Source organism: Anaeromusa acidaminophila DSM 3853, assembly GCF_000374545.1.
In the GTDB taxonomy this organism is placed as follows: domain Bacteria; phylum Bacillota; class Negativicutes; order Anaeromusales; family Anaeromusaceae; genus Anaeromusa; species Anaeromusa acidaminophila.
On the sequence record NZ_KB894595.1, the window covers coordinates 47,049 to 72,073 of the forward strand.

Below are 25,025 nucleotides of genomic sequence, written 5' to 3' on the forward strand. Positions count from 1 at the left end.
GAGTTATTCAAGGAAGTTAGCGTCGCCGCCGGCAGGCAAAGCGGGGGTGAAAATGGAGACGAACTGCAAGTCTTCATCAGCTCCAACACGGGTAGCATGCACGTTGCCGCGAGGATTGACATGGACGTCGCCAGCTTTGACTTGTTTCCATTCGCCGTTGATTAAGAGTTCGCCGCTACCGCCCATGACAATGACGATTTCATCGGTTGTGGAATGGAAATGGCTTTTCGCTAAAGTTCCTTTGCCACCGTCACGAAGCATGACCACGCAGCGAGGCGAGGTGAAAATGGTTTGGCTGGCAATTTTGGGATCTTCCGGTTTTGCGTTGACTTTGTACCATTCTTGATAATTGGCTAAGATTGCAGTCGGCGGCTTGGAATCGCTTAGGCCGACAGGAATAACCGGCGCTTTGCCGTCGGTGAGGAAGTTGGCGTCGCCGCCGTTAGGCAGAACCGGTGTGAAAATAGAAACAAATTTTAGGTCGTCGCTGCCTGCAACGCGGGTAGCGTGAATGTTGCCGCGCGGGTTGATATGTACATCACCGGCTTTGACTTGCTTCCACTCGCCGTTGATCAAGAGCTCGCCGCTGCCGCCCATGACGACGACGATTTCATCGGTTGTGGAATGAAAGTGGCTTTTGGCTAAGGTTCCTTTGCCGCCGTCACGCAGCATGACTACGCAACGGGGGGAAGTGAAGATGGTTTTGCTGGCTATTTTTGCTTCATTGGGCTTTGCTTCGGCGGCGTACCAGTCGTCGTAGGCAGCTAAGACCGCCGTGTTTGGCGTGGAATCGGTTAGGCCTGTGGGAATAGCGCTTTGCGCTGCGCAAATGGCGGCGCCGAAAAGAAAAAGCGCAGCGGCGAGACAGAGAAATGTTTTGACTTTAAATTTCATAAAATACAACTCCTTTTCTAAAAATAGGTAATGATTTTAAATTCTGTAAATTTCTGCCTAATCCTGCTTGGAAATGGGAAAATGGCAGGTATGGGGTATACAGAAGGTTTTTAGCAAAAAAAGAAGAACTCTTTTTTTGAAAGTCTTTGGGAGTTGCAAGGGTCAGCAGTGGTTTTAGCGCAAATTGAGGGAGGATGCGAAAAGTGATTGTAAAACATACAAAAGCGACACAGGAAATGCTGCCTGGACTGGGACGAAAAACACTGGCTTATGGAGAAAAAGGCTTAATGACTCAGTTTGAGCTGAAGGCGGGAGCGGAATTGCCGGCGCACAGCCACCCCCATGAGCAAATTGGCTACTTGGTATCTGGCCGCATTGTTCTAGACATTGGTGGCGAAAAGCAGGAGATGGAACCTGGTGATAGCTGGGCCATTCCAGGGGATGTGGTGCATTCAGCACAAACGCTCGAAGACGCAGTGGCGATCGAGGTTTTCGTGCCGGTGCGGGAAGATTATCTGGACTGAGACAGCCAAAGACCGCTTTCGCTAGGTTGACTGGCGGAAGCGGTCTTTTTTAATATACCAGGATTTATAAAACGAACCGCCAAACACACGAAAAACGCGAAAAAGGTTTTCAAGGGGCAAGATCTTTTTTATAAATGGCGGCATAACTGTCGTATCCTTCTTCTACTCCCTTTATTCCTGTTGAAAATTATACCTCGTAGCCCTCCTGCGCATCCTCGCGTGACTCCGGTTCTCCTGTTCAATTCCCATATCCCCCGGTTTCCTTCTTTTGATTGGTTACTGTATAATCTATAGAAGAATAAAACTGCAATGAAGGAATAGGTGAGCCGAGTGTTAATTATCAGGCAGGCGATTTTGCATATTTTAGATGTCAATTCCGGGGTGACGGTGTTTTCTGAGCGGGAATTGGACGTGCATAGCGAAAGTGTAATTTCATTTTTGACCAAGCATTTGGAAAAATCTCATCAAGATCAGAATGCGAAGAACGGCGTTTTTTTACCGGAGAGCCCTTGCCGGAGGCTGGTAGAGGATTATTTGGCGCAGCGTACAGGTTTTATTGATTTTTCCATGTCCATGGCGGAACGGCTCCATGCGGCTATGTCGGAAGAAGACGAGTGGGAGTCCGCAGATTTAATTGTATGTGATGTTGCAATCGACGAACGGCGATATGTGGTTTTGTTGAAATGTAATAACCGGGTAGGTTTTACCCATCAGGTGGTGCAGGAAGACGATAAAATAAAGAACGAGATTATCAATCACTATGCAATTTTACCGGGCTTGGCGCAGAAGCTTGATGAATACGCCTTCATTGATGCGTCCTCGTTTGCTGTGCGCTTTGTTGACAAAAAGCGTCTGGTGAATGGGGAAGAAGCCTATATTCTGCCGGAAAAAGTATTGTTCTGTACTAGCAGTATTTCGCCGCAGCGTACCATGAAATTGGTTAATACGATTGCTAAAAAAGTGGCGGAAAATCATGGCGAAAGCGCTGTGGCGGCGGTTACTAAAGCCAAGACGCTGATGGTGGAGCACACGGAAAGTTCGGAATATCTGGATCCAGTGCAAGTAGGGCGAGAGGTTTTTCATACTTCGCCAGCGATGCAGCAAGAGTATTTGGAAGAAGTACATAAAGCAGGCATTAGTGAGGCTGTGCGTATTGATCGGGAATTTTGCGCTAAAAAAGGCAGGCAGCACAAGATAAAGACCGATACAGGAATCGAGATTTCTTTTCCTGTGGACTATTTTGAGAACAAAGAGTATATGGAGTTTATTAACAATCCGGACGGGACCATTTCCATTGCCTTGAAAAATATCGGCAAGATTATCAATAGATAAAACGAGAAATAATCGAAAAACGGAATCCTCCCTTTGTTGTCCTAGTTTAACTCGGATAGGAGATTAGAAAATGTTTTCTTGGCGTATAACAAAATATAAACCTGACTATCGTGATGAACTAGGGAGATATACTAAGAATGAGTGGACATCATTTTCTCAAATTGGGGATGAATTTAACGGCTACAAATTTACCAAGGAAGATTATGTTATTGTAGAAAACGCTTATGTTGATACAATAATGGCGTTTATGAGTAGTAATAATATAACATCATTAAATGTCGATGGCCTTGAAAAACGTAAATTTCAAAAACGAAAAGATGATGTATATTCTGATGAGATGATTAATTTATATTACAATTTAAAAGAAAATGATGTTATAAATGTAGAAGCAATAAAAAATCTGTCTAGGATGATTTTGAGAGAAGATATTTGGTGTAAACTAGAAAAAGAAAATACGATGTTTATTCATTTTGGTTATGATTATTATATGTATGTTGGTAGTTATCAATCTTGCGAAAAGGTCATTGAAGAAATTACAAAGAAGGGGCTTTTTGTAGAAAAATATGAGTCTCCATATTCGTGAATTTTAGGAAACGAAGCGAGGGGGTGGTTCTCCTCACTTCGTTGTTTCGAGGTAATCTGCCATTGAGGGCGGTTGTTATCGAAAGAGTTCTTCGCGCAGTTTGTCGGTGATTGCTTTTTTTACTTTCTTCGTTACTTCTTCTTTTAATGCTTCTTCGCTTGTGGGGAAGTTGTTTTGGCGCAGCTGTTCCAGTATCTCTTGACTTAATTGGTCGGGATAAAAAGTTCCCCAATCGGTTTGGATGCTCAGATTGCTGACTTGTGCTTCGGCAGAACCTTCTTTGATAAAGTCGCCAGAAAGCGTTCGAAAGTTTACGCCGTAAGCTTTACCATTTTGAATGGAAAAGCGGCCTTGGGTGGTGACGGAATTCCCGTGCCCATAGGCTGTTCCCCACATTGATAAAGGACCGGATACATCTTTGGCTGTTAGGCGTGAGCTATCGAGACCGCTCCCGGATAGGGATAGGGAGTAACTTTCCGCCGCCGTATCGACAGGGCCGCTGGCTGAAATGGAGCCGCCGGTCGTGTTGCCATGAGCGGACTGCAAGTGCAAAACTTGCCCTTCATATGAGAACGATCCATAGATGTTTTGGACGGACATGTCACTCAATAGAAGGCTGGCAAGAGAGAACTCCCCTGTTAAGAGCGGCGTTGCTGCTGAACCGGAAAGGCGAGCGTCGATTACCAACGGGCCGTTGGCACTTAGGCTTGGCAGGATGGCTGAGGGGTTTCCGTCTGGCATGTAGATGGCAAGGGCTAGTTCTTTCGTATCATTCATGCCAATCGTTCCACTGGCGGCAAGGGAGCCGCCAGTCGTGTCTCCATAAGCAGAGTGCAGACGCAGCTGTTGGCCGGTGTAAGAAAAAGAGGCGTTAATATTAGTGATGATTGCGTTGCCGCAGCGAAGGCTGCCAAGCGTGAAATCGCCAGTTAGCACAGGGGCGAGGGCTGAGCCGCTAAGGCTGGCTTGCATAGCAAAAGGACCGCTGACATTTAAGCCGGGCAGTAGTGCGGCAGGGTCGCCAGCCGGCATTTGGAGCGTAAAATCCAGATCTTTTTCATTCGGTATTATGGATAGGCTTCCAGTGGCGGTGACAGGTTGTTCGTGATATAGCGTATGGATGTCTTGAAAGTAGATGCGGTTATCTTGTTTGGCAAAACTGGCGCTACACTGGGTCAAATTGACGGAGCCGGTGAGGGAAACATTCGAGAAGCTTCCCGATAATTGTTGTATCTCCATGGCGCCGTCTGGCTTTTTACCAAGCTGTATAAGCAGTTCGTCAAGAAAACCTTCGGCTATTTTAATAGAGTCGTCGGAGGAGGTCAGTCCCAGCTTGTTCAGATCCAGTTTCCTGGCGGTTAAGGAGAGTTTTGCCTTATCAAAATCTCCCCACTGTCCGGCGAGCATGAAGGTGGCTTGATCTGCAAGTCCGGCGATGGAAAGTTCAAATGGGTCATTTTGGTGAAAATCAATTTGACCGTGAAGCTGTTCGACCGTTTTGGTGAAAAAATTTGTTTGTATATGTGCCGTGCCATCGCGAATTTCTACAAGTGCGGCAAACTGACTTTCTTCAGTTGTCTTGGGTTTAAGCAAGCCGTTCCAGTTTGAGCTTTCTTGAGTATAGGTGAGCCATATTTCTGGCCGTTCTATAGTTACGCTGGTAATCAAATGGGGACCAAGCTGTCTGTTTAGCAAATCAAGCCAATCATAGTGCAGTTGTATCCGTTCAATGGTAGCTAATTGTTCACCCGTAGCGTTTAGAATTTGCACGTTTTTAGCTTCGATGACACCGAGGATGGTTAAGTCAATGGCAGCTGCGACAATCTGGCCGTTTATAGCTGCATTAGCTTGTGCAAGGAGAGATTCTTTTGCTTCTTGCTGAATTTGGCAGGCGACAGATTGAAACCAGAAGTATCCTAGCAGTAATAGTACAATGAATAAGATCGAAAAGATTTTTTTCTTGCTTCCGATGCTCCTTTTTTCTGGCGCCGGGGTTTCATTCTGCTGGATCACGGGGCAGTCACCTCCCGATGTTACGTTGCGTGGCAGGCAAGGCAGTGGACCATGGGAATATATGTATGTATCTTCTCGTTGGGATTCAGTTTCCCCTGTGCATTTGACTGCGAATTATATCTTTAACCAGTAAAAAATAAAATATTGGAAATGAGAAAAGGTTGTTGCCGTATTTTGGGAAATGGCAGCGGCCTTTATTTGTTAAAGCAGGAGATTAAGAAATGAAGAAAGAAAATTCGGAATGAAAGTTGTGTAGTTGCGAAGGAGGGAGAGAATGCGAATTTTGCTCACCAATACAGGGCCTTGGGGAACCGGCAGTGGCACGGTGGCGGATGCCGTCATGCAGGAATTGGCGCGGCGGGGGCATGAAGTTATGGCCTTCTTTCCTGATACCGGTTTGCCGGGCGTTGATAACGACAAGTACTATTTACACCCCGAACGCTATCGGATCGCGGCCTTTCCAACCACTTACGCCGGAGTGGAGTTGTATACTTTTCCGCTTATTATTCCGGATCCTAATCCGCGTAACTATCATGACGCTTGGACTTTCAAGAAATTAAGCCGGGCCCAATTGCGGGCGTATTTCGGGTATATGAAACAGGAATTGCAGCAACTGCTAAATGAGTTCCGGCCGGATATAGTGGAATGTCAGCATATATGGGCGTTGGACCGAGTTGTACATGAACTCGGCTACCCTTATATTGCAGTTGCGCATCATAGTGACCAGCTTGGCTTTCTGTATGACGAGCGAATGCGCGGACTCATTTTGGAGTCAGCGGGTAACGCCGGTTTTATTTTTGCGATTTCCGATTATGTAAAGCAAGAAGTGCTTCGTTTGTACGGTCTGACGCCAGAGCGGGTCGTTACGATTCCGAATGGCTATAATCAACAGCTTTTCCAGCCGGTGCGCCTTAATCGTCGGCAGGTGCTAGAACGATTAGGTCTAGCGCATTTGGAAGCATTGCCGCTGATTGCTTTTTGCGGCAAAGTATCAAAAACCAAAGGCATCGATGTATTGCTGCAGGCTAACCGTATCATTCAGCAGCATCATCCGGCGGCATTGCTGATTTTAGGGAGCGGTGATTTGACGCAAATTTGCCAAGGAATTTCCGGACCCTATTCGTTAGAGAATGTAATTTATTTAGGTCATTGTCCGCAGGAAGAATTGGCGCTGCTTCATAATCTGGCGACCTTGAGCGTGTTGCCCTCTCGTACAGAAGGGTTTGGCATTGCCGCCTTAGAGGCTATGGGCTGCGGCAAGCCGATTGTGGCAACCCGTGTCGGCGGTTTGGCTGACTTTGCGGTAGGAGGCTTGGTTGAGCCAGAGGATGCTCTTGGCTTGGCGGAGCATATTTTGAGGGTGCTGCGGCTGAATGATAGAGACTATAATTCCTTATGCGCCGAAGCGCTGAGCGTAGCGCATCGGTATTCTTGGCGGATGCTAGTGGAGCGTAGGCTGAGTTATTATGAAACACTTATTGAAAAAAATAAGAAAAAGATAGGCCGGAATCGTTTTCGAAACAGTTAAATTTTTGCTATAATCTATAGAGGTGGAAGAAATGGGTCGCAAGACCTGCAAAGGCGAGACTTTTGCAGAGGAAGAATGACTGTTGTTGAAAGTGTAGCCGGAGCAGGAAGTTGGAGTGATGAATAGCTGGTTTGCGGTAGCAGCATGATTTTTGGAGGAAGCACTTGTGACGATAAGAAAGAAACAACGTCTTTCCTTGGATGAAATACATGAAGGTATGATTGTAGCGGAGCCGGTCTTTTTTGAAGAAGATCGCCCTGTGTTTTTTAGTGAAGGAAGTATCGTTACGGCTCGCTTGATTCGGTGGCTCAAACGCGCTGGACAAAAGGAACTGAGCGTATATATTGAAGAACAGCCGGCTATGCCGAAAGAAGCAGCAGGACGTACGTACAAGCTGCTGCTGGGCGGGATGCAGGACATCTTTCAGTCTCTGCGCAAAGGAGCGGCTCTTCAAGATGGGCAAGTGAAGCAATTGGCGGAAAAGGCGCTAACCGCTGTGCACCAGCCGGATATTTTTCATGTGTTGAATATAGCGGGTCAGTATGATGAGGATTTAATTGTTCATAGTTTGCATGTGGGGATGTTGTCAGGGCTTTTAGCGCTTTGGAGCAAATTTGATGCAGAGTGTGTTAAAGCGGCGTTGATAACAGGATTACTGCATGATATAGGGAAAATTCGGGTTCCCGAGCGTATTTTGAAAAAACAGGACTCCTTGCTGCCTCATGAGTTATCTGTATTTAAGGGATATCCTTTTTACAGCTTTCAGATGCTACAGGGGAATGATTTGCCGGAGAAGGTGTTGGAAGGAGTACTATACCATCGGGAACGTCTGGATGGCAGCGGCTATCCGGAACGTCGCGAAGGCAGCGACATTCCCATGGAGGCGCAAATTGTCGCGGTAGTGGACGAGTATATTTCCTTTTGTTCAAAACAGAAAAATGGCGCTGTTTTAGCGGCGCTGGCGATGATTTTGGAAGAGATGCACATCCGCTTGAATCCTGTATTATGCTTGACCTTGGTAGAGCGGCTGAAAGAAATGTTAATTGGGGCCGATGTAACCTTAGACGACGACAGAAAAGGAAATATTATTCAATTTTCGAAGCTGTTGACCTTGCGGCCATTAATCAAATTATCGGGAAATGATGAGTATATTGATTTGGAAGTAGAACCGCAGCTACAGTTTAGATTGACCGGCGATGTGGCTCAGTTCTGGACAAATCAAGGGAAAAACAGCTAACATATGAAAAAAAGAAGCTCGTCTGCAACTGCGTTTAGGCAGCCGGCAGGAGCTTCTTTAGTTTTGAGGGAATAACATAATAAAATATTTATCAAAACAGAAGCGAGGGTTAAGACGTGTATAGTTTTAAAAATGATTATAGCGAAGGGGCGCATCCGAGGCTGCTGGCAGCGTTAGGCGCGTGCAATTTTGAGCAGGCCGAAGGGTATGGCTTGGACCGTTATACACAGGCGGCTGTGAAGCTGCTGAAGCAGCTTGTGGAGAATGAGACGGTGCAGATTCACCTCCTATCGGGAGGGACACAGACCAATCTGACAGCCTTGGCGGCTTTTTTGCGACCCCATGAGGCGGCCGTAGCGGCGCAAAGCGGTCATATTTTGGTGCATGAAACAGGCGCGATTGAGGCAACTGGACATAAGGTGCTGAGTGTTCCTTCAATAGACGGCAAAGTGAGTCCAGCGGCTGTAGAAGCCATGGTTTTATCGCATGGCGATGAGCATATGGTTAAGCCGCGCTTATTGTATCTTTCACAGCCTACGGAAATCGGGACGTTGTACTCGGCTTTAGAGCTGCAGGAGTTAAAGAACCTTTGCGAACGCCTGGATTTATATTTATATGTAGACGGCGCCCGGCTTGGTTCCGCTCTTTGCGCGCCGGGAAATGATGTGGACTTGCCAGAACTTTGCCGCTTGGCGGACGCGTTTTATATCGGCGGTACAAAAAACGGCGCTTTATTGGGAGAAGCTTTGGTTATTGTCAAAGAAGAACTTAAGAAGGATTTTCGCTATCAAATGAAACAAAAAGGCGCTCTTTTAGCAAAAGGGCAAGTGATGGGCGTGCAATTTCAAGAATTGTTCCGAGACGGTTTGTACTTTGAACTAGCGCGACGCGCGAATGCGTTGGCGGCGCGACTGCGCCAAGCGATTGCTGAAGCTGGTTATTCGCTTTTAGCGCCAACGGTGACCAACCAGGTGTTTCCTGTGCTGCCTAATCAACTAATTGCCAAGCTGGAAGAGAAATTTTCATTTTATGTATGGGAAGCGGTGGATGAAAGCCATTCCGCTATTCGCCTTGTGACATCTTGGGCGACGGAGGAAGCGGCGGTAGAGGCGTTTGCTATCGCTTTAAAAGGGAATGCTGGCCGATGAAGCAAGCTGTAATTGCGCTAGCGCCGGAAACTAAAAAAATGCTCATAGCGAATTTGCAGAACTACTACAGCATAGAGCGTGAAGAAGAACTTAGCGAATTTCAAGCAGCCTTGCTGTTAGAGTTTATTTTGTCCGACATCGGCGTTTATATTTACAATCAAGCGATTTCCGATGCTCAGAAGTTGATGCAGCAAAAAACGGAAGAGCTCTTTGTTTTGGAAAAAAGAATCAAAGCGTAAGGCGACAGGGTGTTAAGGAGAAAAAAGAATAGGAGGGATATCTTTGAAGAAAATAATTTTATGCATGGCTTTATGGGTAATGACTTTGCTGGGAGGCGCAGCTCAAGCGCAGGATCTTTCGGACAATCCGATTGATCAAGCGTTTGCGGCAGATTTAAATACAGGGCGATCGACCTATGAGCTGAATTATGTGACGAGCGAGTATTGCAAGGCTTGGAAGGCGGAACTAGAGCATGCCGGAGACATTCTTAAAGGGCAATACGTCTTCGATGCGGATAAAGAAAAGATAGATGCCTATGTAGCAGCAGTGCAGCAAGTGAGTAAGCAGGCGGGCGATGTAGAGCGTCTAAACTTGTCGGACACGGCGATGGATCCGGTGCAGCGGCATGTGGGAACCGGTGCGACCAGCGCGGGTTTGCTCGCTCAGGCGCGAACCTATAAGGAAGCGACGCTGTTTTTGATTCGGGCGTATGGCGGCAATAACCCCAAAGAAAAAGCGGCCTATCGGTATCTTTATGCAGGACAAGGAATTGATTGGGACGCAGTGAGGAAAAAGGCTCAATAAAAGGGAACAGGAAGAGGGATCTTTGAATGAAGAAAAGTATATGGGCGCTGTGCCTTTGCTTGTTAGTGTTGACTGTTTGGGGCGGCGCCGCGTCAGCGAAGCAGCCGATGACTTGGCAAACTACAATTATTGATGAGGCGCAGGGTTCTTTGTATATTCGAGGCTATTTCAGCAATAGCCCTGCCGGCAAAACCGTGGATCGAATTGATTGGTTTCAGCCTAATCTAGTGCTTCTTTGCCATGATGGCTCCAAAGTGTCTGTTCATGCCAAAGACATGCGTGCGCAGGCTTGTTATATACCGCCGGGAGGAACGCAGGAAATGCTTTTTGTAGTGCCTGCGCCGGTAAAATCATGGAAAAGCTGGACCATGAACGCCAAATTCGGTTATCACAGTCAGGGAGACGATGACTAGAAGACGGTTTCTCTGCGTTTTGTATTTTAGGGGAAAGAGGTGTGGAAAATGAAAAATTTGTTTTCTCCTTGCGTTATTGGCCGAATGGCGCTTAAAAACCGCATTGTACGTTCGGCGACGGAGGATTGGCTGGGAACGCCGGATGGTCTAATTACAACAGAAAAGACAGCTTTGTATGAGCAACTGGCAGCAGGCGGAGTGGGTACGATCATTACGGGGCACGCCTATGTGGCGCATCCGCACGGGCGGGCGGCGCAAAAGCAAAACGGCATATGGGATGATAAATATGTAGAGGGCTGGCGGGAGCTGACAAGGTTGGTTCACAAGCATGAGGCGCGCCTGGTGCTGCAGTTGGCCCATGCCGGGCGGCAAACGGTCCCGGAAATTATTGCAGGGGAAATGCCGGTGGCGCCAAGCGATCTTTTTGATGAAGCAGGAGTCCAGACGGCGCGGGCGCTAAGCGAGACGGAATTGCAGCAATTGGTGCAGGACTATGCGGCGGCGGCGCGGCGAGCGAAGGAAGCTGGCTGTGACGGCGTGCAGCTTCATATGGCGCATGGCTATTTATTAGCGCAGTTTCTCTCGCCGTATACCAATCGCCGGGAGGATGCATATGGCGGTTCATGGGAAAAACGTGTTCGCTTTCCCTTAGAAGTGGTAGCTTCTGTGCGTCAAGCGGTAGGTGCGAATTTTCCCCTTTGGATTAAACTGAACACCACGGATGGATTGCCGGAAACTATACAGCCGCAGTTGTCTCGGTCGGAGGTTGTGCAATACGCTAAAAAATTTGCGGCTGCTTCGGTTGACGCCATTGAGCTTAGCGGCGGCACGATTAAGGAAAACCGCCTGGTTATGGCCAAACCTGGCATTCGCACGGCTAAAGATGAAGCTTATTTTCTTGCGGCGGCGGAAGCGGTTAAGGCGTCAGTAGAAGTGCCTGTAATTTTAGTGGGAGGCATGCGTTCGCGCGCGGTTATGCAAGAGGTGATCAATGAAGGCAAGGCGGATTTGGTTTCTATGAGCCGCGCTTTTATTTGCGAACCGGATTTAGTGAAACGCTTGGCGGCCGGGCAGGAAAAGGCCTCCTGCGTGTCTTGCAACGGCTGTTTCAACCCGCAAGGCATTCGTTGTGTTTTGTCGGATAAAAATAAATCTTGACATAGAATTTGTAAACGAGTATAGTAATAATCGTTACAAAGACATGCCTTAGAAAATTAAATAGAAAAACAAATGTAACGAGGGAGAGCGTTGGTCAATCAAAATCGTTTCAGAGAGCCGGTGGTTGGTGCGAATCGGTAGCGAGGATTGGGCAAAAATCACTCCTGAACAGCAACGCTGAAATGCAAAAAGTAAGCCGCGCCGGCCTCAGCTCCGCAAGGAGTGCAACCGTTATCTTGCTAAGGTTGTTAGACCTGATGAGAAGCAGACATATTGTCTGTAAAAAGGGTGGTACCGCAGGAGTTTAGCTTCCTGCCCCTTTCAGTCCTTGGACTTGAAAGGGGCAGGGGGCTTTTTTGTCGTTTGGCGGCATGCGCAGCCGGCAGACGCATAGAATACATGTTTGGACGCGTGGATTCCGGAAACAGGCGTCAAAGCATGGAAAAGCACTATTTTTATTTTATTGGGGAGTGTGCATTTATATGAGGAACGTATTGGAAAAAACAGCGGATTTTGTTTGCCGTTGGATGACATTATGGGTTATTTTATTTTCAGCTCTGGCTTTTCTAAATCCGGAACCCTTCAAGCCAATCGGCAAGTATATCTCTTACTTGTTAGGCGTTATTATGCTGGGTATGGGACTGACCATGTCTTTGAAGGATTTTCGTTTGGTCTTCACGCGCCCCAAGGATGTATTCTACGGCGTCGTGCTGCGCTACTTGATTATGCCTGTAGTCGGCTTTCTGGTGGCAAAAGCGTTAGGACTGCCGGCAGCGCTGGCGGCTGGCATGGTACTTTTAGGCTCCTGCCCCAGCGGTACTGGCTCTAATGTTATGACCTATATTGCCAAAGGCGATACGGCGCTTTCCGTAACGGTTTCCAGCGTAAATACCGTTTTGGCGCCCTTATTGACGCCGACTATTTTCTTGCTCCTGGCGGGCGCCATGATTCCCATTGATACGGAAGCGTTGCTTTGGGATATTGTGAAGATGGTGCTGATTCCGGTAACGGCCGGCGTATTGCTGCATATGGCAGCACCCAAGCAAGTGGAAAAAATCAGCAAAATTGTGCCTGTGCTGTCAGTGGTTTGCATTATTACTATTCTTTCTTCAGTAGTGGCGCTGAATGCTGCTAAAATGGCGACGATGGCCTTGATCCTTTGCGTAGCGGTGGTGCTGCACAATGGCTTGGGATTACTGCTGGGCTATGGTTCGGCACGGTCTTTAGGAATGCCTGAAGAAAAGTCCCGGGCGGTATCTTTTGAAATTGGCATGGAAAATTCGGGGTTAACTGTCGCGTTGGCCTTAGCGCATCTGGATCCCATGGCGGCACTGCCGGCGGCGATCTGCAGCATTTGGCAGTTTATTAGCGGCAGCCTATTGGCAGGGTATTGGGCCCACAAGTCGGAGCAAATGGAATTGCCGGAAGAGACGGAAACGGCTGTCGCGAAATAGCGAGAACCTTGCTTTGTTGAAAAGAAACCAAGAATGCTATATAATACAATCAATCTTGTACATTTGAACTAAAGGAGGTTGTTCCTGCCAAAGGAGCAGCCTCTTATTTTTCAGGAGATAAACAATGGGAAATTTAGTATTGGTAAAAGGCGGCGGCGACTTGGCCAGCGGCATTACGCATCGCCTGTTTCGCTGCGGATTTAGCGTGGTAATTAGTGAATTGCCTCAGCCTACTGTTATTAGGCATACCGTAGCCTTTGCAGAAGCCGTATATCAAGGGCGCTGCAAGGTAGAGGGCGTAGAGGCTGTCTTGAGCAGCGCCGCAGAGGCTGCGGCGGCAATTGAAAGAGGCATTATTCCAGTGGTAGTCGATGCGGAAGGGACGTTATGGCGCGATTTGCGTCCTTGGGCGTTGGTGGATGCGACCCTGGCAAAACGAAATACTGGTACCTATAGAGAGCAGGCGGAACTTGTCGTCGGCGTAGGTCCAGGGTTCACCGCGCAGCAGGATGTGCATGTTGTAGTTGAAACAAACCGAGGCCATGATTTGGGCAGAGTGATCCTGAAGGGGGCGGCCGCTCCCAATACAGGCGTTCCAGGAGCGATTGGCGGTTATACGCAGGAACGGGTACTACGCGCGCCCGCGGCGGGACTGTTTCGCTGCGTACGGGCGATTGGCGATACGGTGTGTGTAGGGGAAGCGGTAGCCTATGCGGGGGAAGAGCCGGTTTGTACTCAAATTGCCGGAGTGCTGCGCGGCTTGCTGCATGAGGGACTGCAGGTTGACGCAGGCATGAAGGTAGCGGATGTCGACCCGCGCTGTCGGAGGGAGCATTGTTTTAGCATTTCCGACAAAGCCCGCGCTGTGGGCGGCGGTGTAGTGGAAGCGTTGTTATATTTGGGGAAAAACGATGGGTTGTTATGAAATTTTGGCCCGAGCGGCGCAAAATGGCGAAGTGATTGATGTGTTAACGTTAGTGGCTTGTCCGGAAGATGCGGCTGTGGGGCAAATGCTGCTATTGCATCAAGATGGCCGACAAGACGGAGTTCTTTGGGGCCAAGACTTTACAGAAAAAGCAGTAGCGTATATTCGAGAACAAAGCTGGCAGGGGCCGAAATTGTTGCGTCTGGAGCATGATGCAGGCGGCTGTGGTCAGATTTTCTGGGACCGTTTGCTGCCGGCTCGCAAGGCGATTATTTTCGGCGCCGGTCACATCAGCCGGGCTTTGGCGCAGATGCTGAGCCTATTAGATTTTGAGCTGATTGTTGTCGATGACCGCCCGGAGTTTGCCACGTCGGCCTGGTTCCCCGCTGGAACGGAAATCATGTGCCAGGATTTTGCCAAGGCAACGATGCAACTGGCGGAGCGTATTGATGCGCAAACCGCTGTAGTTCTGGCTACGCGAGGACACCAGCATGATCTTTTGTGTTTGCAGCTTTTGAAGGGAACGACGCCTGCTTATATGGGCATGCTGGGCAGCCGCCGTCGTGTAGCGGCTCTCTTTCGGCAATTGGCGGACGAAGGCGTCTCAGAGAAGTGGCTGGCGAGGATTCAGGCGCCGATCGGCTTGGACTTGGGAGCGCAAACGCCTGGGGAAATCGCACTTAGCATTGCGGCGGAAATTTTGGGGGTCTTACAAAAGAAAAACGCTCAGCCGCTGCGCTTGGCACAGGAGGTTTGGCATGGACGCAACGCTGCTGAAAAAAATTTGTGAGTTTCAAAAAAGAGGACAAGCGGTCGCTTTGGTGACAATTATCGAAACCAAAGGTTCAACGCCTCGCAAGGCCGGTAGTCAGATGCTGGTGTTGCCCGATGGCGCCGTGCAAGGAACTATTGGCGGCGGCTGTACCGAAGCTGAGGCGAAACAGCAGGCGCTTTTGGCGTTGCAGACCGGGAAATCGCATGTATATACGATAGAGATGCTGAATGCCGTGGCGGCTGATGAAGGCATGGTGTGCGGCGGGACGATGAGTTTGTTTGTGCAGGCGCTTTGAGGTTTAATCCGAGAAACAAGGCGTAGCGACGCTTATAGAGCGAGAATAATCTTCCCATAAAGAGAAGGGCTGTGTTGAAACTTAGTTTCGGCACAGTCCCTTCTTTTTTTCATAGTTACGTCTCTCACGAGGACCACGCAGCGGTTTTTCTTAGTGGGAAGGAATTACGGCGGTTGGCGCAGAAAAGAATAAATTCGTGTACAACTATTGGACAAGGTTGGAAGGAGACTTCTTGTTATATGAAAATGGTAATTCTAGCTGGTGGCGGCGGGACTCGGCTGTTTCCGTTATCCCGCAAAACCATGCCCAAACAATTTTTATCGTTGGGCACGGACCAATCCTTGCTGTGCCAAGCTGTCGGAAGGCTAAAGGGGATTGTTAAGCAGGAAGACATTTTGGTAGTGACCAATCAAGAACAACTGCATCATGTTAAAACGGAATTGGCCATCTGCGGCGCGCCTAAGGCTCACATTGTGACTGAACCAGTGCCTCGCAATACCGCGCCGGCAATCGCGCTGGCGATGGCCTATTGCCGGGAAGAGTTGAACGCCGGAGACGATGAAGTGTTGCTTGTTTGTCCTGCGGATCATATTATTCGCCCGCCGGAGTCGTTTCAGCAGGCGGCGAAGGAGGGTGTGAAGGCGGCCAAACTGGGTCACCTGGTAACCTTTGGCGTTCGACCGGCCAAGGCGGAAACCGGCTATGGCTATATTCAGGCGGGTACGCCTTGCGACGGCGGTTTTCGTGTAGAATCCTTCAAAGAAAAACCGGATGAAAAAACGGCGCAGGAGTATCTGGAAGCAGGAAATTACTATTGGAACTCCGGCATGTTTGCCTTTTCGATGGGTACGATGCGGCAAGAGCTTGCAGCGCATCAGCCGGATATTGCCGAGCTTTTAGCGCTTGATCTTGAGTCGCTGCGTGAACGCTTTGCAGAGATGCCGGATATCTCTATTGACTATGCCGTAGCGGAGAAATCAACGCAGGTGCTGACCATTCCGTTTGGCGGCTATTGGAATGATATTGGCTCCTGGGATGCGATTTACGATGTGCTTCCGAAAGACGGCGACGGCAACGCCATAGCCGGAGACTGTATGGCGCTGGATTGTAAAAATTCGCTGCTTTTAGGACGCAGCCGTCTGATTGCCGGGATTGGCCTGGAGGACGTGTTGGTCGTGGAAACCGACGATGTGATTTTGGTGGCAGGCAAGGGCGAGTCGCAAAAGGTAAAAGACTTAGTGGCGGAGCTGAAAAGCTTGGGCCGCAAGGAAGCGGAGGAACATACCACAGTGTATCGTCCTTGGGGGAGCTATAGCGTGCTGGGGGAAGGTCCTGGATATAAAATGAAGCGCATTGTAGTCAATCCCGGCGGCTGCCTGAGTTTGCAAATGCATTACCATCGCAGCGAGCATTGGATTGTTACAGGAGGAACCGCCAAGGTTACTGTGGGCGATGAGGTACGCATGGTGCATGAAAATGAAAGTATTTTTGTGCCTCAAAGCACCAAACATCGTTTGGAGAATCCCGGGAGGATCCCGCTGGCAATTATTGAAGTACAGAACGGCAGTTACTTGGGCGAGGATGACATCGTCCGTTTCGAAGACGTTTACGGCAGAGCCTGAATAAGGCTAACTATAAAAAAGGAGGATTAGGCATGAATTTGACTAAGGCAGCCTTTAAAGCGTATGACATCCGGGGACGGGTGCCGGAGGAATTGAATGAGGAGCTGGCATACCGTGTCGGCCGAGTTTTTGCACAAATGTATGCGGCGGAAAAAGTGGTAGTAGGGCGCGATGTGCGCCTGTCCAGTGAAAAACTCACTATAGCGCTTAGTGAGGGGCTCAGCGACGGCGGCTGCGAAGTTATGAATATTGGCTTATGCGGTACGGAAATGGTTTATTTTGCGACATCCCATCTAAAAGCGGACGGCGGCATCATGGTAACCGCCAGTCATAATCCGATGGACTATAATGGTTTGAAACTGGTGCGCAAAGAGTCGCGTCCCATTTCCGGCGATACAGGGCTTAAAGAGATTGCCCAGCGTGCGGTGGAAGAAGAATGGAAGCATGAAGTGGAGCCGGGGAAAAGTAAAGGCTTTATTATGCCCAGGCTGATTATGGAGTCCTATATTAGGCACCTTCTGACTTATATCAACCGCATGAAGCTGAAACCGCTCAAAGTGGTGGTGAATGCAGGCAACGGCTGTGCCGGACCGATTTTGGACGCGCTGGAGACGTGGCTGCCTCTGCAGTTCATCAAGGTAAATCATCGTCCGGACGGCAATTTTCCTAATGGTATCCCCAATCCTCTGTTGATAGAAAATCGCGAGGCCACGGCGGCGGTAGTGCGGGAGCATAAGGCGGATTTGGGCGTGGCCTGGGACGGCGATTTTGACCGCTGCTTTTTGTTCGACGAAACAGGCGCGTTTATTGAAGGCTACTATATGGTGGGATTTTTGGCGGAAGCCTTTTTGCGCAAGAATCCGGGGGCTAAGATCATTCATGATCCCCGCTTGACCTGGAACACGGTGGAAATGACGGAAGCGCTGGGCGGCGTGCCGGTGCTCTCGAAGAGCGGCCATGCCTTTATCAAAGAGCGCATGCGCGCCGAAGACGCCGTCTATGGCGGCGAAATGTCGGCACATCACTATTTTAGAGACTTTGCGTACTGCGACAGCGGTATGATTCCCTGGCTGTTGGTAGTGGAGAGCATGTGCCTGACAGGCAAGCCTCTGTCGGCGCTCGTGGCGGAACGAGTGGCAAAATTCCCCTGCAGCGGTGAAATCAATCGGCGGGTGGCGGACGGGAAGGAAGTCATCAGCCGTATTGAAAGCAACTATGCAGTTGGCGAAGCTCAAGTGGATTATACAGACGGCATCAGCATTGAATATGCGAAGTGGCGCTTTAATGTGCGCATGTCCAATACCGAGCCCGTCCTGCGTCTCAACGTGGAAACAAGAGGCGACGCGACGCTGCTGGAAGCCAAGACCCAGGAGCTGCTGGCCTTAATCGGCGGCGAGCCTGCATAATAAAATGAAAATGCCCTTGGCAGCTTTGAAAGCTGCCAAGGGCATTTTTTACTTATTCTAACCGAGACTTTGCTCCTGGAGCGCCTGCTCTTGCGGGGCGTCGTCGGAGACGATCGGCTCTACATGGCGTTCCACCCAGAGGGGGCTGTGCTTTTCCGCTACCGCCAAAGGGATAGTGCCGTCGCCGAACATCGCTTTGAACTCCGCTTGATTGTAAATGCCTAAGCCAATATGGGCTAAGGTAGAAACGCCCAAGAGCAAACCAATCCATTCGTGCCCTAAACCCAGCCAATAAGCGATTTCGCGCGGGGTTATCGGTAAGAAGGCGTATAGTACCCAGCCGCTGACCATGAGAAAAATGCCGCCGTGCAGCATGAGCGCCCCCATGCTTTTTTGGCCGGAGTTCATTTTGTCCATGGGAGGAACAGGAATTTCTTTTTTGAAAACGATTTTATGCATGTAGCCGCCGCCGACAAGCATCCAGCGCAGATCATTCATCGTCCATTCGGAAATATGGCGGATGAAGGCTACGACGCGGTCAGTCGCCAAAATCGTGAATAGAATAGAGGCGACTGTAAAAATGGTAGCGCCGATAATATGAATGCGCATGGCCAGATTGACGAAGTCTTCACCAGCTGGTTTCCACCAGATCACAAAGCCGCTCAGGGCTGCTGGGAGAAAACCGAGAATCAAAGACCAATGAAAGATTCGGGACGCTAGGGGATGACGCAAAATACGAGGTTCCTGTTGCACCAAAAGCACCTCCTAAAAATCAAGATAACTTTGTACGATCAACATAATGGGTGTGGAATAAATCCTCCGCCAAAGGGCTGAGGGGCTTTTGAGCAAAGCGCGCGTACATATCCTGCAAAGCGGCGTTATTATGGCTTTGCCGCACAGCTGCTTTGGCGTCATCTTTGTAAAGACCCAGGGTGCGCATTTTTATGTACTTTGTGCGGTCCTGCACCAAGTCCGTAGTGATGTAGGCCCCTGTCCAGAGTACAGCCCCGGCTACGCCAGTAAGCTGGAGAAATTCACGGCGGGTGATTTTTACGGCTTTTTCAACATAACTGTATTTGGCCACAGCTTAATCCTCCTTAATTCCAGGGCAGCATGGGCTTGTATTTGTCAATCCACGACGTGCCCATGGGATAGATCGGCTGGCCGCCGCCGTTAATGCAGCCGCCAGGGCAATTCATCACTTCAATGAAATGATAGGGGGAATTACCCGCCTCTACCTGCGCCAAAAGAGGTTCAATGTTTTCCTTTAAACCATGAACTACCGCTATGCGCAGGGTGATTTCCTTGCCTGTTTTCGCATCGGTCAGGGTAATGGAGGCATCCTTGACTCCGTTGAGCCCCCGCACTGGGGTTAAAGTTAGATTGGCCAGCTCTTTGCCGGTGATAAGGTAATAGGCGGAACGCAAAGCGGCTTCCATGACGCCGCCGGTGTTGCCGAAAATAGTGCCGGCGCCGCTGTATTGAGCCAAGGGATTATCGGCATCGGTGAATTCGGCGGTTTGACGGAAATCGATGTTTAGCTTGCGGAGCAGGCGAGCTAAGTCTCTGGTTGTGAGTACTGTGTCGATATCGGGATAATCGGCGTCTCGTCCTTGTTTGCGCCAGTAGGAGGCGGCGCTGTGAAATTCCGGACGTGTCGCTTCAAACTTTTTCGCCGTACAGGGCATGACCCCTACCACGTAAACCGATTCTGGGGCCGTTTTCCAAATTTCTTTAGCTCCGTAGGTTTTGGCCAGGGCGCCAGCCATCATCATAGGAGATTTAGCGCTGGAGAGATTAGGCAATAGTTGGGGATGGTTCAATTCTATGTAGCGTATCCACGCTGGGCAGCAGGAGGTGAATTGAGGCAAGGGACCGAGGTGATGCGCGGCTGGTTCTCCTAGCAGGTAGTGGCGGATTTTGGCTACTAATTCGCTGCCTTCTTCTAAAATCGTTTGATCTGCTGTGAAATTGGTGTCTAGAATTTTAAAACCGGCCTTTTTGAGCGCTCCATAGAGCTTTTCCGTCAGCAAAGATCCTGGTTCAAAGCCGAACTCCTCGCCGATGGCTACGCGTACGGCGGGCGCAATCGTTGCAACCACCGTTGTGCGCTCATCTTTTAACTTTTCAATGAGAGAATCTACCGGGTCCATGGTGTCCTGAGGGGCGCCAAAAGGGCAATTAACTAAGCATTGGCCGCAAAAAATGCATTTTTCCGAGTCGATGCGATGTTGGGAGCCGTATTTTCCGTCAATAGCTTGGGTAGGACAAAATTGCTTGCAGGAATCACAGCCTTTGCATTTCTGCTTGTCAATGGTTATGACTCTAGTTTGCTCTTGTGCTTGAAAGCCTTTCACCGGGATACCTCCTCTGTCTTGCGAGCAACGTTGCAGGTAATAGTAAGATAAAACAAAATAGTATTTTTATGTTGCTTACAGGATAGTGTATACAAAAAGAAAGTGTCAACGATAACAAATAAAAATAAATAAATAGAAAAATAAATAAAACTTAGAGAATTACAGATATAGTGTGATAGGAGAAGAAAAAAGAAGATACTGCAATTGTGAAAACAAACATCTACTGTTTGGATACAAAAAGAAAACTAACGCAACAACATTGAGTATACTTGTAAAGTTACAGAAAAACAATAGGTTGCAAAGAAGTTTGAAAATAAATGTAAATTAAATAAAAATATATTTCGTATAGGTAAATTGTTTGTTTTTGTGATTTGGATTTAAAGAGAGAGGTTATGAAGTGTTTTAGCGTTATAGAAATAGAAAGAGTTGTAAAAAAAGTCCCTCCCGAAGATAGACAGTATTATATACTGTCTATCTTCGGGAGGGACTTTTTTTGAATGCATCTTCAGCATCTTGGGTGATTAGGAGGCGGGTTTGGGCAGTGAATAGGAGGCTAACGCGGCAATGACGGGCAATATGGTTAAGATGGTGAAGGAGAATGAAAGACCATATTGGTCCGCAAGCCATCCCAGCCCTGGAGCCGCTATGCCGCCGACGCTGACGGCAAGGCCTAAAGTAATGCCAGAGGCAAAGCCCATGCGTTGGGGCAAATATTTCTGTCCGAGGACGACCGTAGGACTGTAGGGAGCAAAAAGACTCATGCCGATGGGAATGAGCAAGATCATGGCTAGAGTTGGTTCTTCGGTAGAAACAAAAAGCAGGAGAATGGGAATAAGCAGCAAGTAGCCTATGCGGATAACTCGCAGATAACCATAGCGATCCGCCCAACGGCCGCCAAAGAAAGTGCCGATTACCCCGACGCTAAAGAGGACGGTCAAGGCGCTGCTGCCTGTGGTATGGCTTTGTAGCAGCACATGAATCCAGTAAAGCGGAATAAATGTATTGAGGCCGGCAAAGAGAATCGAACGGCAAATAACAACAATAGACAACCGGCCGAAGGCAGGCCAGTTATCCGGTTCGGCTTGCACAGAGGTAGCGGTGACTTTTGGGGTTAGGGCGCCAAAGTGGCGCATTCGCTGTTGAAGAAAAAAACAGATGCAGATAGCCGGAAGTAAAAAAAATGCAGTGTTTTTTAAGCCGCCAGCCAGGACTAAAAAGGTTCCAAGCAAAGGACCTACGGCGAAGCCAGCGTTGCCGCCGATTCCGAAAAGACCAATGCCTGTAGCTTTTTTGTCGCCGGCGGCTAAATTGGCTAAGCGCGCCGCTTCTGGATGGAAGGCGGCTACTCCGATGCCGCTTATGGCCACTGCGAGGAACATGGCAAGGTAAGATTCCAACCAACCTAGGAGCGCTAAGCCTAGACCCGCTAAGAGAACGGCCCACGGCATGAGTCGGGGCCTGTCCAGACGGTCCGCATAAAATCCGAAAAGCGGTTGAATAATTGAGGAAGTCAAGCTATTAGCGAACATTAACCCAGCTGCTGCGGCGTAACTGAGTTGGTGTTCCGTCATGAGAAACGGCAGTAGCGCTGGTAAGGCCCCTTGGTTGAGGTCTGTGAAAAAATGGCCGCTAGTTAGCCAAGCAATGGAACGACGATTCATGAATAAAACTCCTTATAATTTCTTCAACTGTGTTTTGCGAGCTCGTTCCGCTAAGGTCGAAGAATGGCCGCGTTGGGGAATATCTTCTGGATTCATTTGCAACTCCTGCGCGAGCAATGCGCGGACTCTGGGGCCGCAGAAGGTTCCTTGGCATAAGCCCATGCCCGCGCGGGTACGGCGTTTAACGGCATCGACAGAGAGAACCGGAAGGCCGCGATGGAAGCAATCCAGGACTTCCGCTTCAGTGACCTTCTCACAGCGACAGATGAGATGAAGCTCAGGATCTGTATGGGTCGTAGTTCCCTTGAAGTCTTTGTTTTTGGGGCGGATGATCGGTGCGCGGTGCGCCTGGAAGTTGGGCTTTGCTTCTAGCTGGAGTCCACTATCTTGGAGAAGCGAAACTACCTTCAAGGCGATGGCGGGGGAAGAGGTCAGCCCAGGAGAATCAATGCCGATGAGGTTGATTAGACCGGGCAGGCGCGATTCATCAATAACCCAGTCTTTCTGATTCGATACGGGGCGGTTACCGGCAAAGGATGTCAAGGCCTGGCTCATATCAAAGCCGGGAACTGACAGGCGGGCTGTTTGAGCGATGAAGCGAAGAGTTTCCTCATCGGTACTGACATCGTCCTTGTCATCGATTTCTTCGGCGTTTGGACCTAGCATGAGGTTACCGTGGTACGTAGGGGTTACCAGGATGCCTTTGCCTAGGACGGTGGGAACTTGAAAAATAACGGATTTTGCTAAATAGTTTTGAGATTTGGATAAGAGAAGGTATTGGCCGCGGCGGGGAGTGATATGGTAGCCGTCTAAGCCTGCCATCGCGGCAATACGGTCACTGTGGGCGCCCGCAGCATTGATTACATAACGCGAGGTTAGTGTTCCTTGGGAAGTAGTAACAAGGAAATGATCGGCTCGCTTTTCCAGTTGCTGTACTTCGTGGCTAAGTTTGAGTTCTACGCCATTCGCTACGGCGTTTTCCATTAACGCAATAACAAATTCGTAAGGAGAAGTGACGCCGGCTTGAGCGCAGTATAGCGCACCAGTTACTTCGGAACTGACATGAGGTTCACGCCGGCGCATTTCTTCGCCGTCAATTAGTTCCAAACCGCCGACGCCGTTCTGCTGGCCCTGCTCGTAGAGGCGTTGCAGCGTTGCTAAGCTTTCCTGATCAAAGGCCAGCACATAAGAGCCGATTTCCCGGTATCCAAAATGCAGTTCCGCATCCAGCTGAGAGTACATGCGATTTCCTTTTACGCAAAGCTCCGCTTTTAGTGTGCCTGGTTTGTCAGAATACCCTCCATGTACGATGCCGCTGTTGGCTTTGGAACAACCGCAACTGACATCGTCTTCACGATCTAGAACACAGAGGTTGAGTTGATAGCGAGATAATTCTCTGGCGATATTAGCGCCGACGACACCGGCGCCGATGATACAAACGTCATACATGGTTGTCGCCTTCTTTCTTTTAAAAGAGTGTTTTAATAAGAGTTCTCATTCGTTTGCAAAAATCCTTCTCCGTAATAATAAACGGAGAGGTTGCTATACGAAGGTTGGCAAAGATAATGGTTTTTCCGGCATTTCCTGTTTCAAGACAGCAGGAAATTAGCGAGAACAATGCGAATAGGAAGAAAAGGAGAATAAGGGCCCTGACTGGCCAGGAAGGTGCAGGATAAAATGGCGGATACATTGGAGAAGCTGGTTGCATTGTTGCCAACAATCAGGGAGGCAATGGCTGATACGGATGTGGGACTAAGCGTTAGTGATTGCGAAAAAGTTATTTATTATAACCCTGGGCGGACGTTGGATTTGAAAGTTCCAACAGGAGCTCCGCTGCGCGAGGGCATGGTACTAATGGACGCGATTCGGCAGCAAAAACGTATTGCTAGGCGGCAGGATAAAGATATATGGGGAATTCCATTCATTGCTACAGCTTTGCCTGTGAAAGAAGATGGACGGGTGATAGGAGCAATTTCTTTTCAGACTGCCGTAGCTCGGCAGGATGCATTGAAGGATATGGCAAATAAATTGATGGATAACATTAATCTTTTAGCCAGTACCAGCGAAGAGGTAACGGCGCAGACCCAGGAGATGGCGGCCGTAACGCGCGGCTTGGCGGAAATGTCGCAGGAATCGCAGAAGCGAACCCAGGATACAGGACAAGTATTGGCATTGATTCGCAATGTGGCCGGACAGACGAATTTATTGGGCTTGAACGCTGCTATTGAAGCGGCTCGCGTTGGCGAAGCAGGGAGAGGCTTTGGCGTGGTAGCTGAGGAGATACGCAAATTGGCTACTAGCAGCTCCGAGTCCATTCAAAAGATTGACGGGATTTTGAAAGCCGTCGCAACCGACAGCGACAGAACTTATGAGGAAATTCAGCGAATTAGCGGCAATTTAGCGCAAGTGGCTCAGGCGGTATCCGGTATTGCGGAGGCGGTGCAGGAAGCATTGACGGTAGCCCAAGAATTGGACGGCCTGGCCAATAAATTAGCGGAAGAGTAAGAAGTAGGAGGAAGGATCATGAATTTTAAATTTCTACACAATAATATTAATGTGCTAGACTTGGAACGCAGTATGGCGTTTTACCAGAAAGCGTTGGGATTAAAGGAAAGCCGACGCAAGGAGCGGCCGGGATTTATTTTGGTATACTTAGGAGATGGCGGTCAAACGCCGCATTTACTGGAGCTTACTTGGTTGAAAGACCGTACGGAACCGTATAATTTGGGCGACAACGAAATTCATTTGGCCTTTGAAGCCGATGACTTTGAAGCGGCTCATGCGTTACATACGGAAATGGGCTGTATTTGTTATGAAAACAAAGAAATGGGGATCTATTTTATTCAAGACCCGGATGGCTACTGGTTGGAAGTTCTTCCGAAGCGAAGCTAATGCG

Annotated in this window: 25 protein-coding genes and 1 other annotated feature; of the genes, 18 read left to right on the forward strand and 7 right to left on the reverse strand. The window is 49.0% G+C overall.

Annotated features, from left to right (window positions below):
* Window positions 1–3: 3 nt before the first annotated feature.
* A complete protein-coding gene (locus tag C508_RS19515; RefSeq protein WP_018703684.1) occupies window positions 4–894 on the reverse strand; it encodes a cupin domain-containing protein in 891 nt (296 codons plus the stop codon).
* A gap of 194 nt (window positions 895–1,088) precedes the next feature.
* Here C508_RS19515 and C508_RS0111330 point away from each other — a divergent pair, with 194 nt between their 5' ends.
* The 3 genes from C508_RS0111330 to C508_RS0111345 all read left to right on the forward strand — a co-directional run bounded on the left by C508_RS0111330 (window position 1,089) and on the right by C508_RS0111345 (window position 3,333).
* Window positions 1,089–1,418 (forward strand): cupin domain-containing protein, encoded by a 330-nt coding sequence (locus C508_RS0111330; RefSeq protein WP_051086811.1) that lies wholly within the window; start codon window positions 1,089–1,091, stop codon window positions 1,416–1,418.
* Between the two features lie 321 nt (window positions 1,419–1,739).
* Window positions 1,740–2,750, forward strand: coding sequence for a nucleoid-associated protein (locus C508_RS0111340; RefSeq protein WP_215731971.1), 1,011 nt, complete (start codon window positions 1,740–1,742; stop codon window positions 2,748–2,750).
* Window positions 2,751–2,820: 70 nt separating this feature from the next.
* The gene (locus C508_RS0111345; RefSeq protein WP_018703688.1) at window positions 2,821–3,333 is read left to right on the forward strand and encodes a hypothetical protein; all 513 of its coding nucleotides are present in this window, start codon (window positions 2,821–2,823) and stop codon (window positions 3,331–3,333) included.
* Window positions 3,334–3,408: 75 nt separating this feature from the next.
* On the opposite strand, the gene C508_RS0111350 is transcribed toward C508_RS0111345, so the two are convergent.
* Window positions 3,409–5,346 (reverse strand): AsmA family protein, encoded by a 1,938-nt coding sequence (locus C508_RS0111350; protein WP_018703689.1) that lies wholly within the window; start codon window positions 5,344–5,346, stop codon window positions 3,409–3,411.
* A gap of 274 nt (window positions 5,347–5,620) precedes the next feature.
* On the opposite strand from C508_RS0111350, the gene C508_RS18440 reads away from it, so the two are divergent.
* The 13 genes from C508_RS18440 to C508_RS0111415 all read left to right on the forward strand — a co-directional run bounded on the left by C508_RS18440 (window position 5,621) and on the right by C508_RS0111415 (window position 18,111).
* Window positions 5,621–6,874, forward strand: coding sequence for a glycosyltransferase family 4 protein (locus C508_RS18440; protein ID WP_018703690.1), 1,254 nt, complete (start codon window positions 5,621–5,623; stop codon window positions 6,872–6,874).
* A 166-nt stretch (window positions 6,875–7,040) separates the two neighbouring features.
* Complete coding sequence (locus C508_RS0111360; protein ID WP_018703691.1) at window positions 7,041–8,111, forward strand: HD-GYP domain-containing protein; 1,071 nt, start codon at window positions 7,041–7,043, stop codon at window positions 8,109–8,111.
* Between the two features lie 116 nt (window positions 8,112–8,227).
* Window positions 8,228–9,259 carry a threonine aldolase family protein gene (locus C508_RS0111365; RefSeq protein ID WP_018703692.1) on the forward strand — a complete coding sequence of 344 codons (1,032 nt, stop codon included), beginning with the start codon at window positions 8,228–8,230 and terminating at the stop codon, window positions 9,257–9,259.
* A complete protein-coding gene (locus C508_RS0111370) occupies window positions 9,256–9,498 on the forward strand; it encodes a DUF2164 domain-containing protein (protein WP_018703693.1) in 243 nt (80 codons plus the stop codon). Before C508_RS0111365 ends, C508_RS0111370 begins: the two co-directional genes overlap by 4 nt.
* 43 nt (window positions 9,499–9,541) lie before the next feature.
* On the forward strand, window positions 9,542–10,063 hold the full coding sequence (locus C508_RS0111375) for a hypothetical protein (protein ID WP_018703694.1): 522 nt from the start codon (window positions 9,542–9,544) through the stop codon (window positions 10,061–10,063).
* A gap of 26 nt (window positions 10,064–10,089) precedes the next feature.
* Window positions 10,090–10,476: a hypothetical protein gene (locus tag C508_RS0111380; RefSeq protein WP_018703695.1), complete on the forward strand. Its 387-nt coding sequence runs from the start codon at window positions 10,090–10,092 to the stop codon at window positions 10,474–10,476.
* A gap of 48 nt (window positions 10,477–10,524) precedes the next feature.
* Window positions 10,525–11,634, forward strand: a complete 1,110-nt coding sequence (locus tag C508_RS0111385; RefSeq protein ID WP_018703696.1) for an oxidoreductase — start codon at window positions 10,525–10,527, stop codon at window positions 11,632–11,634.
* Window positions 11,635–11,702: 68 nt separating this feature from the next.
* Window positions 11,703–11,957 (forward strand) — a binding site (T-box leader).
* Window positions 11,958–12,116: 159 nt separating this feature from the next.
* Complete coding sequence (locus C508_RS0111390) at window positions 12,117–13,088, forward strand: bile acid:sodium symporter family protein (protein ID WP_026319488.1); 972 nt, start codon at window positions 12,117–12,119, stop codon at window positions 13,086–13,088.
* Window positions 13,089–13,212: 124 nt separating this feature from the next.
* Window positions 13,213–14,013: a selenium-dependent molybdenum cofactor biosynthesis protein YqeB gene (yqeB, locus tag C508_RS0111395; protein ID WP_018703698.1), complete on the forward strand. Its 801-nt coding sequence runs from the start codon at window positions 13,213–13,215 to the stop codon at window positions 14,011–14,013.
* The gene (locus tag C508_RS0111400) at window positions 14,000–14,803 is read left to right on the forward strand and encodes an XdhC family protein (protein ID WP_018703699.1); all 804 of its coding nucleotides are present in this window, start codon (window positions 14,000–14,002) and stop codon (window positions 14,801–14,803) included. Before yqeB ends, C508_RS0111400 begins: the two co-directional genes overlap by 14 nt.
* Window positions 14,772–15,083: an XdhC family protein gene (locus C508_RS0111405; protein WP_018703700.1), complete on the forward strand. Its 312-nt coding sequence runs from the start codon at window positions 14,772–14,774 to the stop codon at window positions 15,081–15,083. Before C508_RS0111400 ends, C508_RS0111405 begins: the two co-directional genes overlap by 32 nt.
* Before the next feature lie 239 nt (window positions 15,084–15,322).
* Entirely contained in the window at window positions 15,323–16,705 is a 1,383-nt protein-coding gene (locus C508_RS0111410; RefSeq protein ID WP_018703701.1) for a mannose-1-phosphate guanylyltransferase/mannose-6-phosphate isomerase, read from the forward strand.
* A 32-nt stretch (window positions 16,706–16,737) separates the two neighbouring features.
* Window positions 16,738–18,111, forward strand: coding sequence for a phosphohexomutase domain-containing protein (locus C508_RS0111415; protein WP_018703702.1), 1,374 nt, complete (start codon window positions 16,738–16,740; stop codon window positions 18,109–18,111).
* Between the two features lie 57 nt (window positions 18,112–18,168).
* Here the strand turns inward: C508_RS0111415 and C508_RS0111420 are convergent, their stop codons facing one another.
* The 5 genes from C508_RS0111420 to C508_RS0111440 form a co-directional block, all read right to left on the reverse strand.
* Window positions 18,169–18,864, reverse strand: coding sequence for a cytochrome b/b6 domain-containing protein (locus C508_RS0111420; RefSeq protein ID WP_018703703.1), 696 nt, complete (start codon window positions 18,862–18,864; stop codon window positions 18,169–18,171).
* A gap of 19 nt (window positions 18,865–18,883) precedes the next feature.
* Entirely contained in the window at window positions 18,884–19,195 is a 312-nt protein-coding gene (locus tag C508_RS0111425) for an iron hydrogenase small subunit (RefSeq protein ID WP_018703704.1), read from the reverse strand.
* 13 nt (window positions 19,196–19,208) lie between these two features.
* Entirely contained in the window at window positions 19,209–20,468 is a 1,260-nt protein-coding gene (locus C508_RS0111430; protein WP_018703705.1) for a [FeFe] hydrogenase, group A, read from the reverse strand.
* 521 nt (window positions 20,469–20,989) lie between these two features.
* On the reverse strand, window positions 20,990–22,129 hold the full coding sequence (locus tag C508_RS0111435; protein WP_018703706.1) for an MFS transporter: 1,140 nt from the start codon (window positions 22,127–22,129) through the stop codon (window positions 20,990–20,992).
* A 12-nt stretch (window positions 22,130–22,141) separates the two neighbouring features.
* Entirely contained in the window at window positions 22,142–23,578 is a 1,437-nt protein-coding gene (locus tag C508_RS0111440) for an NAD(P)/FAD-dependent oxidoreductase (protein WP_018703707.1), read from the reverse strand.
* Between the two features lie 228 nt (window positions 23,579–23,806).
* Here C508_RS0111440 and C508_RS0111450 point away from each other — a divergent pair, with 228 nt between their 5' ends.
* The gene (locus C508_RS0111450; RefSeq protein ID WP_018703709.1) at window positions 23,807–24,634 is read left to right on the forward strand and encodes a methyl-accepting chemotaxis protein; all 828 of its coding nucleotides are present in this window, start codon (window positions 23,807–23,809) and stop codon (window positions 24,632–24,634) included.
* A gap of 18 nt (window positions 24,635–24,652) precedes the next feature.
* Window positions 24,653–25,021 (forward strand): VOC family protein, encoded by a 369-nt coding sequence (locus C508_RS0111455; protein WP_018703710.1) that lies wholly within the window; start codon window positions 24,653–24,655, stop codon window positions 25,019–25,021.
* Window positions 25,022–25,025 lie beyond the last annotated feature (4 nt).

Bases quoted from the DNA above. Each gene is read 5' to 3' on its own strand.
- C508_RS0111440 (WP_018703707.1), bottom strand. From the start codon at position 23,578: ATGTATGACGTTTGTATCATCGGCGCCGGTGTCGTCGGCGCTAATATC.
- C508_RS18440 (WP_018703690.1), top strand. From the start codon at position 5,621: ATGCGAATTTTGCTCACCAATACAGGGCCTTGGGGAACCGGCAGTGGC.
- C508_RS0111370 (WP_018703693.1), top strand. From the start codon at position 9,256: ATGAAGCAAGCTGTAATTGCGCTAGCGCCGGAAACTAAAAAAATGCTC.
- C508_RS0111410 (WP_018703701.1), top strand. From the start codon at position 15,323: ATGAAAATGGTAATTCTAGCTGGTGGCGGCGGGACTCGGCTGTTTCCG.
- C508_RS0111435 (WP_018703706.1), bottom strand. From the start codon at position 22,129: ATGAATCGTCGTTCCATTGCTTGGCTAACTAGCGGCCATTTTTTCACA.
- C508_RS0111380 (WP_018703695.1), top strand. From the start codon at position 10,090: ATGAAGAAAAGTATATGGGCGCTGTGCCTTTGCTTGTTAGTGTTGACT.
- C508_RS0111455 (WP_018703710.1), top strand. From the start codon at position 24,653: ATGAATTTTAAATTTCTACACAATAATATTAATGTGCTAGACTTGGAA.
- C508_RS19515 (WP_018703684.1), bottom strand. From the start codon at position 894: ATGAAATTTAAAGTCAAAACATTTCTCTGTCTCGCCGCTGCGCTTTTT.
- yqeB (WP_018703698.1), top strand. From the start codon at position 13,213: ATGGGAAATTTAGTATTGGTAAAAGGCGGCGGCGACTTGGCCAGCGGC.
- C508_RS0111385 (WP_018703696.1), top strand. From the start codon at position 10,525: ATGAAAAATTTGTTTTCTCCTTGCGTTATTGGCCGAATGGCGCTTAAA.
- C508_RS0111405 (WP_018703700.1), top strand. From the start codon at position 14,772: ATGGACGCAACGCTGCTGAAAAAAATTTGTGAGTTTCAAAAAAGAGGA.
- C508_RS0111415 (WP_018703702.1), top strand. From the start codon at position 16,738: ATGAATTTGACTAAGGCAGCCTTTAAAGCGTATGACATCCGGGGACGG.
- C508_RS0111330 (WP_051086811.1), top strand. From the start codon at position 1,089: ATGCGAAAAGTGATTGTAAAACATACAAAAGCGACACAGGAAATGCTG.
- C508_RS0111400 (WP_018703699.1), top strand. From the start codon at position 14,000: ATGGGTTGTTATGAAATTTTGGCCCGAGCGGCGCAAAATGGCGAAGTG.
- C508_RS0111450 (WP_018703709.1), top strand. From the start codon at position 23,807: ATGGCGGATACATTGGAGAAGCTGGTTGCATTGTTGCCAACAATCAGG.
- C508_RS0111345 (WP_018703688.1), top strand. From the start codon at position 2,821: ATGTTTTCTTGGCGTATAACAAAATATAAACCTGACTATCGTGATGAA.
- C508_RS0111390 (WP_026319488.1), top strand. From the start codon at position 12,117: ATGAGGAACGTATTGGAAAAAACAGCGGATTTTGTTTGCCGTTGGATG.